13 protein-coding genes are annotated in these 16,546 nt (G+C 70.2%); 7 read left to right on the plus strand and 6 right to left on the minus strand.

Translation table 11 applies throughout. From position 1 onward, the window contains the following. Nucleotides 1–7 precede the first annotated feature (7 nt). Together ATK36_RS06175 and ATK36_RS06185 are read right to left on the minus strand one after the other, a co-directional pair. Nucleotides 8–1,519 (minus strand): CHAT domain-containing protein, encoded by a 1,512-nt coding sequence (locus ATK36_RS06175; RefSeq protein WP_098510389.1) that lies wholly within the window; start codon nt 1,517–1,519, stop codon nt 8–10. Between the two features lie 1,643 nt (nt 1,520–3,162). Then, nucleotides 3,163–3,702 (minus strand): Uma2 family endonuclease, encoded by a 540-nt coding sequence (locus tag ATK36_RS06185; RefSeq protein WP_098514678.1) that lies wholly within the window; start codon nt 3,700–3,702, stop codon nt 3,163–3,165. 494 nt (nt 3,703–4,196) lie between these two features. Here ATK36_RS06185 and ATK36_RS06190 point away from each other — a divergent pair, with 494 nt between their 5' ends. After that, entirely contained in the window at nt 4,197–5,876 is a 1,680-nt protein-coding gene (locus tag ATK36_RS06190) for a TIGR04141 family sporadically distributed protein (protein ID WP_098514679.1), read from the plus strand. Nucleotides 5,877–5,879: 3 nt separating this feature from the next. Here ATK36_RS06190 and ATK36_RS06195 read toward each other — a convergent pair whose 3' ends face one another. Next, on the minus strand, nt 5,880–7,247 hold the full coding sequence (locus ATK36_RS06195) for a WS/DGAT/MGAT family O-acyltransferase (RefSeq protein ID WP_098510391.1): 1,368 nt from the start codon (nt 7,245–7,247) through the stop codon (nt 5,880–5,882). 59 nt (nt 7,248–7,306) lie between these two features. Between ATK36_RS06195 and ATK36_RS06200 the strand changes: the two genes are divergently transcribed. Further along, complete coding sequence (locus ATK36_RS06200; RefSeq protein WP_098510392.1) at nt 7,307–8,575, plus strand: alpha/beta hydrolase; 1,269 nt, start codon at nt 7,307–7,309, stop codon at nt 8,573–8,575. Here the strand turns inward: ATK36_RS06200 and folE are convergent. After that, a complete protein-coding gene (folE, locus tag ATK36_RS06205) occupies nt 8,539–9,132 on the minus strand; it encodes a GTP cyclohydrolase I FolE (protein ID WP_098510393.1) in 594 nt (197 codons plus the stop codon). The genes ATK36_RS06200 and folE overlap by 37 nt on opposite strands. A 129-nt stretch (nt 9,133–9,261) precedes the next feature. Here folE and ATK36_RS06210 point away from each other — a divergent pair, with 129 nt between their 5' ends. Continuing rightward, nucleotides 9,262–9,957, plus strand: coding sequence for a helix-turn-helix transcriptional regulator (locus ATK36_RS06210; RefSeq protein WP_098510394.1), 696 nt, complete (start codon nt 9,262–9,264; stop codon nt 9,955–9,957). Between the two features lie 460 nt (nt 9,958–10,417). Here the strand turns inward: ATK36_RS06210 and ATK36_RS06215 are convergent, their stop codons facing one another. Next, nucleotides 10,418–11,248 carry an LLM class F420-dependent oxidoreductase gene (locus ATK36_RS06215; RefSeq protein WP_098510395.1) on the minus strand — a complete coding sequence of 277 codons (831 nt, stop codon included), beginning with the start codon at nt 11,246–11,248 and terminating at the stop codon, nt 10,418–10,420. Between the two features lie 109 nt (nt 11,249–11,357). Here ATK36_RS06215 and ATK36_RS06220 point away from each other — a divergent pair, with 109 nt between their 5' ends. Continuing rightward, complete coding sequence (locus tag ATK36_RS06220; RefSeq protein ID WP_098510396.1) at nt 11,358–12,056, plus strand: class I SAM-dependent methyltransferase; 699 nt, start codon at nt 11,358–11,360, stop codon at nt 12,054–12,056. A 4-nt stretch (nt 12,057–12,060) separates the two neighbouring features. Here the strand turns inward: ATK36_RS06220 and icmF are convergent, their stop codons facing one another. Further along, nucleotides 12,061–15,300, minus strand: a complete 3,240-nt coding sequence (icmF, locus tag ATK36_RS06225; RefSeq protein WP_098510397.1) for a fused isobutyryl-CoA mutase/GTPase IcmF — start codon at nt 15,298–15,300, stop codon at nt 12,061–12,063. Nucleotides 15,301–15,434: 134 nt separating this feature from the next. Between icmF and ATK36_RS06230 the strand changes: the two genes are divergently transcribed. From ATK36_RS06230 to ATK36_RS06240, 3 genes are all read left to right on the plus strand, one after another. Continuing rightward, nucleotides 15,435–15,779 carry an ArsR/SmtB family transcription factor gene (locus ATK36_RS06230; RefSeq protein ID WP_098510398.1) on the plus strand — a complete coding sequence of 115 codons (345 nt, stop codon included), beginning with the start codon at nt 15,435–15,437 and terminating at the stop codon, nt 15,777–15,779. 50 nt (nt 15,780–15,829) lie between these two features. Continuing rightward, a complete protein-coding gene (locus ATK36_RS06235; protein ID WP_342752082.1) occupies nt 15,830–16,033 on the plus strand; it encodes an SRPBCC domain-containing protein in 204 nt (67 codons plus the stop codon). 303 nt (nt 16,034–16,336) lie between these two features. Continuing rightward, entirely contained in the window at nt 16,337–16,540 is a 204-nt protein-coding gene (locus tag ATK36_RS06240; protein WP_211291820.1) for an SRPBCC family protein, read from the plus strand. Nucleotides 16,541–16,546 lie beyond the last annotated feature (6 nt).

The following is a 16,546-nucleotide window of genomic DNA, read 5'->3' on the forward strand; positions in this document are numbered from 1 at the left end:
CTCGTGCTCAAGCGGGCGGGAACGCCGTCGCTTCCGGATCACCGTAGGCGGTGTAGGCGAGCCAGCTGGGATCGGGATCATCGTGAACGGCCGCCCGGCGCGCCCAGCCGAGCGCGTTGCCGAGTGTGGCGCCATCCTGCAGGGAACCGTAGAACGTCTCCGCGAACACCCGGGCGCTCCGGCTGCGGACCGGCCACAACGTGCCGACGAACGCCCCCGCGCCGGCTGCCATGAACTGCTGTGCCCAGCCGATCATCCGGCTGAACTCCAGCGCGTTGCCCGCAGTCCGGCAGGCGTTGAGGAACACCAGCGGGCGGTGCCCGGCGAGGCTCTGCCGGACGGCCGCGCTGTTGAGCAACCCCGGCACGAACGGGCCGCCACGCATCGCGACGGACGCGCCGTCTTCCGGAGTGAACGTGTTGTGACAGGCGAAATGCAGACCACCGCGGGGGCCGGCGGCGATCAGATCGAGCAGAGCGCCCAAGTCGCCGAGGGACGCACCGGGGCCGAGGACCCGCCGGAGGGCATCGACTTCCTCCTGCGCGTCGGTCGGGGCCGGTTCCGAAGTCACGTAGGTGCACGGGGTCACCGCGAGCTGGGCGTTGCGGGCCTGGCCGAAAACCCGGCGAAGCACGGGGAACTGCTCCACCAAGAACCCGTCGTCCGCGCCGGGGCGCAACGGGTACAGCAGTTCCCACGGCACCACGTCGAAGTCGGTGGCGATCGAGAACGCCGAAATGTGCTCGCGAATCTGCCAGAACTGGTCCTGCAGCACGTGCGGCACCATCGCCTGCCACAGCCCGACGCCGGTCTCGGCCATCCAGCGCCGGGCCATGCTTCCGGTGTAGGGGCCACGGCCCTGTGCGAGTTGTTTCAGCGTCGTGATCGCTCGTTCGATGGCCGCGCTCGCGTCACCGGCCGCGCCCTGCGCGAGGACCGGCTCGAACAAGTAGGCGTCGGACAGCAACTGGAAGACGGTCTGCCCGCCGAGCGACCGGACCTGCAACGTCACCTCGCCGCGGCGAGCCCGCACGTCCAGTGGCCCTGACCTGGCCCATTCGGGCTGTCCGGCCGGGCCGCCCGGCTCCACCGAAACCTGGGTCTCCAGCTCGGCGAGGAAGGTGCCGCCGGCGAAGGCCATCAAACGCACGCCGTGCAGACCGGGCTGCTCGGTCCGGAACACGAACCGGACCGGTTCGGACTCCCCGTGCGGCGGCACCGTGAGTCGCTGCTCCGGCGCACCGAGCGGGACGAGGCCCGTGGAAGGTTGCACCAGCAGGGAAATCGCGGTGGCCCCGGCCAGCCGATCAAGGAGTACCGAGGCGGACCACGGCCCGGGATCGGTCGCGACGCGCACGAGGAGGCTGATCTCGGTACCCAGCGCGGCCCGGCTGGGCAGCCCGGCGACCAGATGGCGAGGGTGGGACGCCGGAGCGGGCTCGACGTCGCCCTCCGGCGCCGGATCGCCAGCAGGGCTGAGCCGGTGGGAAGTCTCGCTCGCGCCCAGCCTGGTGTCCACGTCCGCGCGATCCGGAGCCGGGCCGGGACGGGCTCTGGCCGGCCTGCGCTTCGGTGCGCCGCCGTTGGCAGGAGCCGGGGCAGGTCGCCGGGCTTCGCGGATCCGGGGGCGGCGGCGGGCAGATCGGGCGCCGTCGGTCCCCGCCGAGCCCTCGTTTCCCCATCCGGACGGGGTATTGCCTGTGACGGCCTGGCCGTAACCACCGGGCGGCCGTTCCACCGGGCTCGCGGCGCCGCTCTGGTTTTCCGCGTTTGGCGGTGTACTGCCTGCGCCGGTCTGCTCGCCATAGCCACCTGACGAACCCGCGGCACCACCCGAACTCTCCCCACCCGACGGCGCTCTGCCGACACCGACCGGCCCGCCATCACCACCCGCCCACCGTGGCGCTGAATCCTCACCAGCGCTCCGCTCCTCGCGGTCTGACGGCGCACCGCCTGCGCCGGTCTGGCCATAGCCACCCGACGGCCACCCTCCCGGACCCGCGGCGCCGTCCTGATCCCCCTCGTTCGGTGGTGCACTGCCCGCGCCGGCTTGCCCGCCATCACCGCCCGACGGCCGTCCTACCGGACCCGCGGCACCTCCCTGATTTCCCCCACCCGACGACTGACTGCCCGCGCCCGCCGGCCCGCCATACCCGCCCGAAGAACCCGCGGCACCACCCGGATCTCCCCCGCCCGACAGCTCACTACCCGCACCAGCCCTCCCGCCACAACCATCCGACGACCACCCAGCAGCACCACCCGGATCTCCCCCGCCCGACAGCTCACTACCCGCACCAGCCGCCCCGCCATCACCATCCGACGACCACCCAACAGCACCGCCTTGCACTCCCCCACCCGACGGCTCGCTACCCACGCCGGTCTGCCCGCCATCACCGCCCGGCCACCACGGCGCTGAACCCTCGCCATCACCCTCACTCCCCCGGTCCGCCGGCACATCACCCGCGCCGGGGCCACTCGACGGCCACGCCGGATCCGCAGCACCACCTTGAATTCCCGCACCCGACGGCCAAGCTCCCGGACCCGCGGCGCCGTCCTGATTTCCCCCACCCGAAGGCGCGCCGACCTGTGACGGACCCCCACCACCCCACGACGCATCGTCCGAGCCAGCCTGCTCGTCATCGTCGTCCCAGTACGCCGAACCCCCAGAACCCCCGCCCCGCACGTCCTGGTCATCACTCGGAGGCAGGGCACCGGCCGTCCAGCCGAGCACGCGGGAGCGGTACTCAGCCGCCGGGATCCGGCCTGCGGCAAGGTCCTCGTCCAGCGTCCGCAGCTGGTATCGCCAGTCCGGCGCGCCGGTCCCGGCGGTGCTCCACAGCAGGTCGATCCGGACGGCCGCAAGGGTCGCCCGCTCCGGATCGGTCGCGTCGAGACCCGTCAGGGCAGCGAGGACGGCGGCGCGGGCCAGGGCCGAAGCCGGAGCCGCGTCCAGTGCGGCCAGGGCAGAGCGCACGCCAGGGTCTCCGGCCACCAGTTCTTCCAGCTCACCGAATTCCGGGTCACCCCGCCAGCGGGCACGCAGCTGCAGATAGCACTCGGCATACCGGGTATCGAGCATCGAAAACCCTCCCCCAACAAGCTCCCGATCGGTGGCCGGTCACAGTGTCGCCCACCGCCGTCCGCCCGGCCAGCAGGGCGGGGTCAGTGGCTGGAGACCAGCTCCGCCGGGCACAGGTCCAGCCGGTACGGCCGGTCGAGCCGGGCCACCTGCTCGCCGGTGGCCTCGGCGTCCAGCACGTAACCACCGTCGACGAGGCGGAAGCAGCTCAGTGTGGGCTCGGTGGGTTCGACCACCCAGTAGTACGGGCAGCCCGCCGCGGCGAGACGGGCTGGCTTGAGGTGGTGGTCGATGTGCCGGCTGGAGGGCGAGACCACCTCGACGGCCAGCACCGGGACGCCGACCAGCGCCCGTTCGGTGAAGGTCTCCCGGCGGCCCACGACCACGTCCGGGATCAGCACGGTGAACTCGTCCAGCACTACGTCCACGGGAGCGGGCAGCACCTCGCAGTCCGCAGGACAGACCGGGGTGAGCGCGGCGAGGAGGCGCGCGACCACCCGCTGATGCAGCGGACGCGGGGACGGGCTCACCAGTAGCGTCCCGTCCACCAGTTCATACCGGTGGCGTTCATCCGAGATCGTCTCCAGGTCCCGACGGGTGAGACGGTCGCCATGTGCGAACATCGGGACTGTCACCATGCTGCCCCCGCAGGCGGGCCGAGAAGAAACGACTCCGCCAGGGTAGACGGACACATCCGGCAGCGCGAACCGGCCTCCGCCGCGTTCCGGACCCGGGCGGCCCATTCCGCACGGCCGCTGCCCGATCCCCGGTTCACCCACGGTGACGGGATTTCCCGGAAAGCACCACGGACAGCCCAGCGGCGGGGGCGATACAGGGCCGATCGAGTCATGTCCGCGATTTCCCGGAAAGGCCATTCGCCGTCCAGCAATCGGCCATCGCATGCTCATCGTCTGGTAGCCTGAGCCGCACGGACACCGTTTCCCGGAAGCACATCCCGAGTACCCTACCATTCCGGATCACCGGATCATGAGAAAGGCCGATTCAGCGGAATTTCATCATTCGGCATTCCCTGCGCGCTGCGTGATTCACCGGACGGACGGATCGGCGCGTCATCCTGACCGGACGCCGTTTCGCCTCCTTTCCTCCGGTGGTGGTCATGTCTCCGTCCGCACCGAGCAGGCCGGTGTCGTTGTTCCGCCTCGACGGCGGTGCCCCGGACCACGAACTGCTGGTTCCGTTGACTCCGGAGCAGATCAGCACGGACATCCCGGTCCGGCTTTCCGGGACCCACGCCCGCCTGGTGGCCGGCGCGTTCCGCACCGAGGCCCCGCATTGGCTGCCGCACGCGGAAGCGCTCACCGGCAGCACGCTCGAACTGTCCTCGATGCTGCCGTTCGCGGTCCTGCTGGTGCCCCGCCCGCCGTGGTGGTACGCGGTCACCTGGGGCGCCGGGCATCTGGTGCTCAACGACGACCACGTCGAGCCGGGTTTCGGGCTGCGCTTCGGCATCCGCCGGCTGGACCCGTTCGCGCTCGGGCTGGTGGCGAGCGCGGCACTGGACGTGTCCGCGCGGGCCACGCAGATCTCCATCCCCGGCGGCGGCGAGCTGTCCGCGTTCCGGCTGGAGCCCTACGGCGAACTGGTGCAGCGCATCGCCGGTTCGGCCGATCTGACCGACCTCACCTACGGCCGGGTGACCGGCAAACGGCACCGCATCCGCGTCGGCACGTCGTTGTGGGCGCCGCTGGCCAAGGATCCCGAAGCATTCCTGGCCGATCTCGACGCGGTCGCCGCGGTGGTCGACGAGCCGGACGAGGATTCCGCGCTGCGGTTCGTCTCCCAGACCCGGCCGCTGGACCGGCACCACCCAATCGTGCCGGAGCTGGAACGGCGGCTCGCCGGCGCGCTCGGCTGCGACGGCGGGGAGCTCGGCCTCGCCTGGCCGCCCGGGGCCGGGCCGGACGCGGAGAACGCCGGCTCGTTCCTGGTGACCGCGCTCGGCGCGGGCGGTCCGTTGCACGTGCCGGGGCGGCTCGAACCGGAGCACCTCACCGCGCGGCTGGCGAGTATTCCGGAGGACCGGCGGCTCAAGGCGTTGCGAGCAGGACGGATCACGCCCTGCGCCGACGAAGCCGGGGCAGAGCCGACCGGCGCGCCGCTGCCCGCCGCGAAGTGGCTCGCCTACGAAACCACCGTCGAGCACACGCGTTACGTCTTCCACCAGGGCCGCTGGTACCGCATCGGCGAGACCTACGTTGCCCAGATGCGCGAGCAGGTAAGCGATCTGCTGGCGCGGCGTCATCAGTGGCCGGCAGTGACTTGGAAACCCAGCGGTGCACCGGATGACGAGCATCGGTACTGCCGGCTCGTCGCGGAACAACCCGGGTACGTCTGCCTGGACCGCGACGTCGCAAGCACGCCACTGCACCCGCGGTTCGAACTGTGCGATCTCTTGGGCCCCGAAGACGAGCTGATCCACGTGAAATGGCTGGGCCGGGCGACGGCGGCGAGCCACCTGTACACCCAGGCGCTGGTCTCAGCCGAAGCACTGCACGACGAACCGCAGGCCATGGCACAGCTGGCCGACAAAGTGTCCACTTCGGACCCCGGACGGGTGCTCTCCGGCGCGCCGGACACCGTCGTGCTGGCCGCTGCGGGCCGTTCCTGGCACGTGGACGAGCTGTTCACCCTGTCGCAGGTGGCGTTGCTGCGCCTGGACCGCGCCCTGCGAGCGTTGCGGGCGACCCTGGCGTTCGCGGACATTCCTTACACGGCCAAGAAAAAGGTGTCCGCGCGACGGATCCCGAAGCAACGACGGGGCGGCACCCGCCGCTGAATCTCAGCCGGGCGTGGCCACGAGCAGCTCCCGCAACGCCTCCGGCAGCGCGTCGGCGAGCGGCCACAGATCCTTGACCAGCTCCTTCGCCCCCAGCAGCCCTACGCCGATCTTTCCGTCGCAGGACAACACCGTGACGTTCAGCCCGGCGCCGTGGAAGACCGGCCCCAGCGGGTAGAGCCCGGTGACCCGCGCGCCGAGCAGGTACAACGGCATCGGCGGGCCTGGCACGTTCGAGACGATCAGGTTGTGCACCACCGGATGCCGTTCGGCCAGCCGGAGCGCCGAGTACGCCCGCACGCCGAGGCCGAACACCGCCGCCGGGGAGAACTGCGCCCAATCGGCGAGCAGGTCCGCACTGATGTCGTGATGATGGTCCTTCGCCAGCCGGTTCGCCTCGGCCAGGAAGAACACCCGCGCCGCCGGATCGGCCAGGTGCGTGGGCAGCGACACGAAGAACGCGGACACCCGGTTGCTGCCGCGATCGCGTTCGGTCCGCTCGTGCACCGACACCGGCACGGTGCCCACCAGCGGGTCCTCCGGCAACTCGCCACGGCCGAGCAGAAACTGGCGCAGCGCACCGGAAACCAGCGCCAGCACCACGTCGTTCACGGTGACCCCGAACGCGTTCTTCACGCGCTTCACCTCGGCCAGCTCGAGCTGCGCGAAGGCGACCGAGCGGTGGCCGGTGATCGTCCCGTTGAGCGAAGTGCGCGGCGCGGTGAACGGCACCGGCATTCCCTTGCCGTGCAACGCCTTGCCGAGCCAGCGCGGCAGCAGCCGGGCGATCTCCGCCGGGCGGCGCAGCAGTACATCCGCGCTCTCCCACAGCATTCGCACCCGCGTCGGCAGGCCGGTGTCGTGCCCGGCGTCCGGGATCTCCGGCACCGGCGCGTCCGGTGCGAATCCGGCGAGGTAGGTGATCAGGCTGGCTCCGCCGACCCCGTCCACACTGGCGTGGTGCATCTTGATCAGCACGGCCACGCGGTCCTCGGGGCCTTCGATCACGGAGCACTGCCACAGCGGATGCGCGCGATCGAGCTGCTGACCAGCAAGATGCGCGCACAGCTCGGCCAGCTCGCGATCACCGCCCGGCGCGGGCAGGCCGACCCGGTGCAGATGGTTGTCCAGGTCGAAGTCCTCGTCCTCGACCCACACCGGATGGCTGAGGTTCCAGAGCGGATTGTGCAGTTTGCGGCGGAACGCCGGGATCACCGCGACGCGCTCCGCGAGCCGTCGTTCGAATTCCGGGAACGAATACCCGCCGGGCATGGTCGTCCCGTCCAGCGTGAGCAGTCCGCAGACGTGCAGCAGCTGCGACGGGGTCTCCAGACAAAGAAAACTCGCGTCGAGGCCGCTCAATCTCTGCATCGGTCCAGGGTATTCCAGAAACGGCGGGCACGGAGTCCCGCGAAGGTAGCATCGGACAGGTGAAACCGGACTTCCTCACCCGGCGGGCGGCGACGCTCGGGCTCACCGCGCTCGCGGTGGCACCACCGAAGGCCCGTCGCACCTCGATCCCGGTGTTCTTCGCCGGATGGCTCACCGGCGAACTCGCCCCGCATCTGCTCGCACTCACCGCGGCGGACACCGTGCAGCATCTGGCCCGCCGCGGATTACGCGGTCGCGGCGATCGTGCCGGGCTGGCCCTGGCCGCAGTTTCGGCGGCCGGGCTCGGCTCGGTGATCGCCACCGCGCAGCGTGCGCGGGGCGAGGTCGAATCTGCCCTGACCGGCGCGCTCGGCCCGGACTACGCCGAACGGCTGGCGCCTCGGCCCGGCGACCTGGCCACGCCGTGGACACAGATCGCGCTGCCGTTCCGCAGCCACGACCCGCAGGTGCGGCGGGACCGCGACATCGCCTACGCCCCGGGCGGGAAGCGTTTCCTGCTCGATGTTTTCCGCCCGCGCGAGCCGGTCCGCAACGCGCCGGTGCTGCTGCAGATCCATGGCGGCGCGTGGGTCGTCGGCAACAAGGAGGAGCAGGGCCAGCCGCTGATGCGGCACCTGGCACGCCGCGGCTGGGTCTGCGTGGCGATCAACTACCCGCTCGCCCCGGCGCACCGCTGGCCCGCGCACATCGTCGCGGCCAAGCAGGCGCTCGCCTGGATCCGCGAGCACATCGCGGACTACGGCGGCGATCCGCGGTTCGTCGCGGTCACCGGCGGTTCGGCGGGCGGGCACCTCGCCGCGCTGCTCGCGCTGAGCCAGAACGATCCGGCACTGCAGCCCGGTTTCGCCGAAGCGGATACGAGCGTGCAGGCCTGTGTGCCGCATTACGGCGTGTACGACATCGCGGCCGCCACCGGCACCGCGGACAGCCGGTACCGGCTGGAAAGCCTGCTCGCGCGGCGGGTGTTCGCGCCAGATCGGCCTCCGCGCGATCACCTCGACGATTACCTCGCCGCCTCCCCGCTGAACCGGGTGTCCGAGGAGGCGCCGCCGTTCTTCGTGATCCACGGCAAGCACGATTCGCTGGTACCGGTGGCCGAGGCACGCGAGTTCGTGCAACGGCTGCGGGAGAAGTCACGCGAGGTCGTGGCCTACGCCGAGCTGGCGGGCGCGCAGCACGCGTTCGACGTGTTCCCCTCGATTCGCAGTGCGCACGTGGTGCGCGGGGTCGAGCGGTTCCTCGAACACACCTACCGCGCGTGGGCGGACGGTCAGGAGTTGACCCCGGCGAGCGCGAAGAACTCCTGACGGGACCGGGCGTCCCGGCGGAGCGTGCCGAGCAGCGCCGAGGTGACGGTCGAGGACCCGGTCGCCTGCACGCCGCGCAGCGTCATGCAGGTGTGCTCCGCCTCGATCACCACGCCGACACCCTGGGGTGAGAGCTGGTCGGACAGCCAGCCCGCGACCTGCTTGGTCAGCCGCTCCTGCACCTGCGGGCGGCAGGCGAAGTGCTCGACGACGCGGGCGAGCTTGGACAGCCCGAGGATCCGCTCGCCCGGCAGGTAGCCTACGTGCGCGACGCCGGTGAACGGCAGCAGGTGGTGCTCGCAGACCGAGCGCACCGGGATGCTGCGGGCCAGCACCAGCTCGTCGTACCCCTCGTCGTTCGGGAACGTGGTGAGGTCGAACGAGCGCGGGGTGAACAGCTCGGCGTACGCGCGGGCCATCCGGCCGGGGGTGCCCTGCAGGCTCTCCGAGTCGAGCTGGATGCCGAGGGCGCGCAGGAAGTCCCCGGCTGCCTTCTCGGCGGCAACGAGGTCGAGGCCGGGATCGGGTTCGTGGACGACGCGGAGGGCGGATGACATGGGCGGTCCTCGGGGCTCGACGGGTTTCGCCTGGAAATCTTGGTCTTATTGCCGGGGAGAGTCAATGTGACCAGGTGAACACACCCGTGAAGGGGATACGGAAACATTGCTAGGGGTTATCGTAGCGGCGTGACGAGTGAGCGTGCGACGATCCGCGCGGTGGCGGCCCTGGACGAGGACCTCCGCCACGGGATGTACGCGTTCATCCGGGATTCTGGCCGCCCGGTGACCCGGGAAGAGGCGGCCGTGGCCGTGGGCATCTCGCGGAAGCTCGCGGCGTTCCACCTGGACAAGCTCGTCGCCGCCGGCCTCTTGCGCACGAGCTACGGAGCCGCGGGCAAGGTGGGCCGCGCCCCGAAGGTCTACGAACCCGCCGCGACGGATTTCGCGATCTCCATCCCGCCGCGCCGCCCGGACGTCCTCGGCGCGATCCTGATCGACGCCGTCGCGTCCGCCGGCTCTGCCGAACCGGCCCGCGACGCCGCCCTGCGCACCGCCCGCCGGCACGGCACCGAGGCCGGCGCCGAGAAACGCACCCACACCCGCCCCGGCCGGCTCGGCCCCGAACGCGGCTTGACCCTCGCCGGCGAGATCCTGACCCGCCACGGCTTCGAACCGGCCCGGGAAACGCCGGTGTGCCTGCGGCTGCGGAACTGCCCGTTCCAGCCGCTGGCCGGCCGGGCACCGGAGCTGGTGTGCGGGCTGACGCGGAGTTTCCTGACCGGAGTGCTGGACGGGCTGGAGGTCGCCGGGGTGGCGGCCGTCCCTGCCGCTGCTGGGGTGGGTGGGTGTTGCATGGAGCTGCGTGGGGGCGTTGGAGGGTGATCTTGCGGATGGCGGGATTTGTGCCGTCGGGGGTGTCCGGCGGGTCGGGGAAGCTCGTGGTTGCTTTTGCGGGATGAGCGTTGTGGTTGACGGCGCGGGATTCGAGCGACCGGGCCAGTCCTGTCGACGGCGGTGGAGGCGTCCGGTGGCTGCCTTTGCGGTGAGGGTTGCAGGCGCTGGATTCGGACGGGCGGGCCAGGCCCGTCGACAGCGGTAGAGAAGCCCGGTGCCCGCCTTTGCCGGATAAACGTTGCGGTTCGAGACGCCGGATTCGGGCAGCCGAACCAGATCTGCCCACCTCGCCAGAGAAACCCGATGCCCGCGCCTCGCCGGAGGCTGCCGCAGGGTGTCGGCAAAGTCGGTGTGGAGGTCCGTGAAGGGGCCCTTCACGGACTCTGAGTCCGTGAAGGGCCTCTTCACGGCGCGTAGCGGAGTGAGCAGGCTTTTCGCTGCGCAGGGCTCAGCGGAAGTCCGCGGCCACCCGGGCGAAGTCGTCCAGCGCGCTCAGCGTCTCCGCCTCCGGCATCGTCTTGAGGAGGAACAGGTACCGCTCCACGCCGGCTTCGGCGAACCGCTTGACGACGTCGGGGTCGGCAGCGCCGCCGAAGACCGTGAACGGCACGTCGGTGCGGCCCTGCCCGGCCAGCCAGTCGCGGACGCGGCGGATCTTGTCGGCCGGGATGTTCCCGCGGGGAAGCCACCCGTCCCCGTGCTCGGCCAGCCGGCGCAGCGCGGCCGGGCTCTCCCCGCCGACGTAGATCGGCGGATGCGGTGCCTGCACCGGCTTGGGCCAGGCGAAGATCGGGTCGAAGTCGACGTGCTCACCGTGGAATTCGGCCTGTTCCCGCGTCCAGATGGCTTTGAGCGCCTGGAGCTGGTCGTCCATCTTCGCGCCCCGGGTACGCGGATCGGTGCCGTGGTTCGCCATCTCCTCCCGGTTCCAGCCCACGCCGACGCCGAAGGCCACCCGCCCGCGCGAGATCAGGTCGAGCGAGGCGACCTCTTTGGCCGTGTGCAGGGTGTCGCGCTGGGCGAGCAGGGCGATCCCGGTCCCCAGCACCAGCCGCGACGTGTTCACCGCAGCTGCGGTCAGGGCGACGAACGGATCCAGCGTGCGGTAGTAGACCCGCGGCAGGTCGCCGCCGCCCGGGTACGGGCTCAGCCTGCTCGCCGGGATGTGCGAGTGCTCGGCGAGGAACAGCGAGTCCAGCCCGCGTTCTTCGAGCGCCTCGCCCAGCACGTCGGGCCGGATGCCTTCATCGGTGACGAACGTCGAGATGCCGAATTCCATGTTCTGTCCTACCGCACGGACCGGGCGCGGTATTCCCGCCGTGGGCCACGACTCACCCGATCGGTTCGCTAGTGTGCAAGATCATCAGCTGCCGAACAGGAGCCGCCGCATGTACATCCCGAAGATCGACTTCGAGCAGGTCTACCGAGGTACCCGTCCCATCGCCCCGAGGATCCCGTGGGACATCGGCGAGCCGCAGCCGGTGCTCGTGGCGCTCGAAGCGGCCGGCGGCTTTTCCGGCGAGGTCCTCGACATCGGCTGCGGACCCGGGGACAACGCGGCGTTCCTCACCACCCGCGGATACCACGTGACCGGGCTCGACAGCTCGCCTGCCGGGGTGACCGAAGCCCGCGCGCGAGCAGCTGGGAAAGGACTGGACATCTCGTTCGGACAAGCCGACGCGACCCGTCTCGACGGCTACGAAGGCCGGTTCGACACAGTGCTCGACAGCGCGCTCTACCACTGCCTCGACGAGGAAACCCGGCCCGCGTACCTCGCCGCGCTCGTTCGTGCGACGAGGCCCGGCGCACGGCTGCACATTCTGTGTTTCCCCGACACGGTGCCGGAGAACTACCCGGTCCCGGACCGGATCACCGAGCAAAGTCTGCGCGAGACCGTCGGGCAGGGCTGGACGATCACCCGGTTGGCGCAGGCGACCTACACCACCGCGTTGACCCGCGAAGACGCCGCCGACGCCGTCAGCAGGCTCGCACCGGACGAGCCGGCGCCCGACTTCAGCGCGCTCACGACCGACGAGCGCGGCCGGGTGGTGCTGCCGTTGTGGCAGCTGACCGCGCTGCGGGCGTGACGGCTCAGACGTTGCGCCGGTACTGACCGCCGACCTCGAAGAAGGCTTCGGTGATCTGCCCGAGCGAGCACACCCGCGCGGCATCCATCAGCACCCCGAACAGGTTGCCGCCGCGGGTGGCCGCCTCGCGCAGCGTCTTGAGCGCCTGCTGGGCGTCCTCCTGGTGGCGGTGCTGGAAGTCGGCGAGCCGGTCGAGCTGCGAACGCTTCTCGTCCTCGGTCGCGCGGGCCAGCTCCACCTCCACGTCGTCCTCGCCCGATTTCGGGTTGCGGAAGGTGTTCACGCCGATCAGCGGCAGCGAACCGTCGTGCTTCTTCCGCTCGTACAGCAGCGATTCGTCCTGGATCTTGCCGCGCTGGTAGCCGGTCTCCATCGCGCCGAGCACGCCGCCGCGTTCGGAGATCCGGTCGAACTCGGTGAGCACGGCCTCCTCGACCAGATCGGTCAGCTCGTCGATGATGAACGAGCCCTGCAGCGGGTTCTCGTTCTTCGACAGGCCCCATTCCTTGTTGATGATCATCTGGATGGCCATCGCCCGGCGCACCGAGGACTCGGTCGGCGTGGTGATCGCCTCGTCGTAGGCGTTGGTGTGCAACGAGTTCGCGTTGTCGTACAGCGCGCACAGCGCCTGCAGCGTGGTGCGGATGTCGTTGAAGCTCATCTCCTGCGCGTGCAGGGACCGGCCCGAGGTCTGCACGTGGTACTTGAGCTTCTGCGACCGCTCGTTCGCGCCGTAGCGCTCGCGCATCGCGACCGCCCAGATCCGCCGCGCCACCCGGCCGAGCACGGAGTATTCCGCGTCCATCCCGTTGGAGAAGAAGAACGACAGATTCGGCGCGAAATCGTCGATGTTCATCCCGCGCGCGAGATAGGACTCCACGTAGGTGAAACCGTTGGCCAGGGTGAACGCCAGTTGGGAAATCGGGTTCGCACCGGCTTCGGCGATGTGGTAGCCGGAAATCGAGACCGAGTAGAAGTTGCGCACTCCCTGCTCGATGAACCATTCCTGGATATCGGCCATCATGCGCAGGCTGAATTCGGTGGAGAAGATGCAGGTGTTCTGCCCCTGGTCTTCTTTGAGAATGTCGGCCTGCACCGTGCCGCGGACGTTCTTCAGCGCCCACTCGCGCAGCCCGGCGGCCTCGGCATCGTCCGGCTCCCGGTCGTGCTCGGCGCGGAATTCGGCCAGCTTCTGGTCGATCGCGGTGTTCAGGAAGAACGCGAGAATGGTCGGCGCCGGGCCGTTGATCGTCATGGACACCGAGGTGTTCGGCGCGGTGAGGTCGAATCCGTCGTACAGCGCCTGCATGTCCTCCACCGTCGCGATGGAGACCCCGGACGTGCCGACCTTGCCGTAGATGTCCGGCCGGGTGTTCGGGTCGTGCCCGTACAGGGTCACCGAATCGAACGCGGTGGACAGCCGCTTGGCCTCGGAATCGGCGGAGAGCAGCTTGAACCGGCGGTTCGTGCGGAACGGGTCACCCTCGCCGGCGAACATCCGCGCCGGGTCCTCCCCGTCGCGCTTGAACGGGAAAACGCCCGCGGTGTACGGGAAATAACCGGGCAGATTCTCCCGGCGGAGGAACGAGAGCAGCTCGCCGGATTCGGTGTAGCGCGGCAGCGCCACGCGCGGGATCCGGTTGCCGGACAACGTGTCGCGCCACAGCTGGGTGCGCAGCTCCCGATCGCGGACCTTGACCACCAGCTCGTCGCCGCGGTAGTCCTGGGCCAGCGCGCGGAACCGTTCGAGCAGCTTCGTCGACTCGTCGTCCACATCGGACTCTGCGGCGGCGAGCAGACCGTCGAGCGCGTCCGTGCTCGCGTCCACTTCGGACAGCGCGGCCCGCGCCTCGGCGAGGTGCTCACGCTTGCGGAGCGCGGCGACCTGCTTGCCGGTCTGCTCGTGGTAGTCCCGCAGCGCGCCCGCGATCTCGGACAGGTAGCGCGCCCGGCCACCCGGGATGATCGTGCTCGCGTCGGTGGAGACCTTGCCGGTCACCTCCGGGAGCATGCCCGCCGACACCGACAGGCCGCGCCCGGCAAGCTGGTCCCGCAAATACTGGTACAGCGCGGTAACGCCGTCGTCGTTGAACTTCGCCGCGCTCGTGCCGTACACCGGCATGTCCTCGGGAGCGGAACCGAAAGCCTCCCGGTTGCGCACGATCTGGCGGGCGACGTCGCGACGCGCGTCCTCGGCACCCCGGCGCTCGAACTTGTTGATCGCGACCGCATCGGCGAAGTCGAGCATGTCGATCTTCTCCAGCTGCGACGCGGCGCCGAACTCCGGCGTCATCACGTACAGCGATTCATCCACATAGTCGACGATGCCCGCGTCGCCCTGGCCGATACCGGGCGTTTCCACGATCACCAGGTCGTACCCGGCGGCCTTGCAGGCCAGAATGGACCCGCGGAGCCCGGCCGGGATCTCGCCGGAGGTGGTGCGGGTGGCCAGCGAACGGAAGTACACCGGGGAGCCGGCCAGGCAGTTCATCCGGATCCGGTCGCCGAGCAGCGCGCCGCCGCCCTTGCGCCGCGACGGGTCCACCGCCAGCACCGCGATCCGCAGCTTGTCCTCCTGATCCAGGCGGAACCGGCGGATCAGCTCGTCGGTGAGCGAGGACTTGCCCGATCCCCCGGTCCCGGTGATCCCGAGCACCGGGACCTGCCGCCCGCCCGCGGCCTCGGCGATCGCCGTGTGCCACTCTTCGGGCAGGTTTTCCCGCTCCAGCGCGGTGATCACCCGGGCGAGCGCCGCCACGTCACCGGAGAGCAGCTTGTCCGCCGACGCCGGCGGCTGCGTGGACAGATCGCTGTCACAGGCCTCGATCATCCAGTTGATCATGCCCGGCAGGCCCATCTCGTAGCCGTCCTCGGGCGAGAAGATCCGGGCCACGCCGCGGGAATGCAGCAGGTCGATCTCCTCGCGCACGATGACGCCGCCCCCGCCGCCGAACACCTTGACGTGCCCGGCTCCGCGTTCGGCCAGCAGCTCGACGAGGTAGCTGAAGTATTCGACGTGCCCGCCCTGGTAGGCGGAGATCGCCACGCCCTGCACGTCCTCCGCGATGGCCGCGGTGGCCACCTCGTCGACCGAGCGGTTGTGCCCCAGGTGCACGACCTCGGCACCCTGGGACTGCAGGATCCGGCGCATGATGTTGATCGAGGCGTCATGGCCGTCGAACAGGCTCGAGGCCGTGACGAACCGGACCGGGTTCTTCGGACGGTACAGATCCTTGCCGCTCATCTCTTCAAAATACTCGGACTTCCTACTATCGGATACCCGATCTGCGGTGACCGAGGTCTCATCACCGGGTTGACAGCACGGGCCCGGGCGCTATGTTCAACCAATCAGTTAATCAACCACATGATTGAGTACCGATGCCGACGGATCAGCTGAGCAGTACCTTCGCCGCACTGGCGGACCCCACCCGGCGGGCCATCCTCGCCCGGCTCGCCGACGGCGAGGCCGGCGTGAGCGAACTGGCCGAGCCGTTCGAGATGAGCCTGCAAGCGGTGTCGAAGCACCTGAAGGTGCTGGAGCAGGCCGGGCTGATCAGCCGCGGCCGCACCCGGCAGTGGCGCCTGTGCCGACTCGACGCCACCCCGCTCGCCGGGGTGGCCGACTGGGTCGGGCAGTACCGGCGGTTCTGGGAGGCCGGTTCCGACCGGCTCGACGAACACCTGCAGCAACCGCGGCGGACCGGGGAGGAGCACGAACACTGACCGAGGACGATCTGACCATCGTGCGCGTTTTCGACGCGCCGCCAGAGCTGGTGTTCCGCGCCTGGACCGACCCGGAGCAGCTGGCGAACTGGCTCGGTCCGCAGAAGTTCCGGGCTCCGGACGTCGCGACCGACCCCCGGCCTGGGGGCTGCCTGGCAGGGCCGGATCACCAGCACCGAATACGGCGTGGACCGCCGGATGAGCGGGGTCTACCGCGAGGTGGACCCGCCAGGGTTCCGGCAAAGTCGGTGTGAGGGCCCCTTCGCCGACCGCGGAGGTCCGTGAAGGTCTGTGAACGTGAAGGTCTGTGAAGGGGCCCTTCACAGACCCGAGACAGGTCCGGCGCACACCACGAGGTGGTCGCGCGCCTCGAACACCTCCGCATCGCCCGCTGCCGGGCGCAATCGACGACGATGGCAGGTACCGCCGATGATGACGCGGCAGCCACGGCTCACTCTGCTGATCACGGGGCCTCGACCCAACTTTGCCGGGACCCTGGGTGGACCCGCCGTCCCGGCTGGTGTTCACCTTCCGCTGGGCGAGACCGTCGTGACGAGGTGGGCGAGACCGTCGTGACGATCGCCTTCGCCGGCCGGGACGGCAAGACGAAGATGACCTTCCACCAGGCCCCGTTCCCGAACGAGGCGGAGCGCGAAGGGCACCGGCACGGGGGGGCAGTCCGGCTTCGAGGACCTCGCCGCGACGCTGGGGGCGAGCCGATGACCGCCACCCGGCCCGAGATCGTGTCCGAAAAGGACTGACACCTC

This window comes from Amycolatopsis sulphurea, assembly GCF_002564045.1.
GTDB lineage: Bacteria > Actinomycetota > Actinomycetes > Mycobacteriales > Pseudonocardiaceae > Amycolatopsis > Amycolatopsis sulphurea.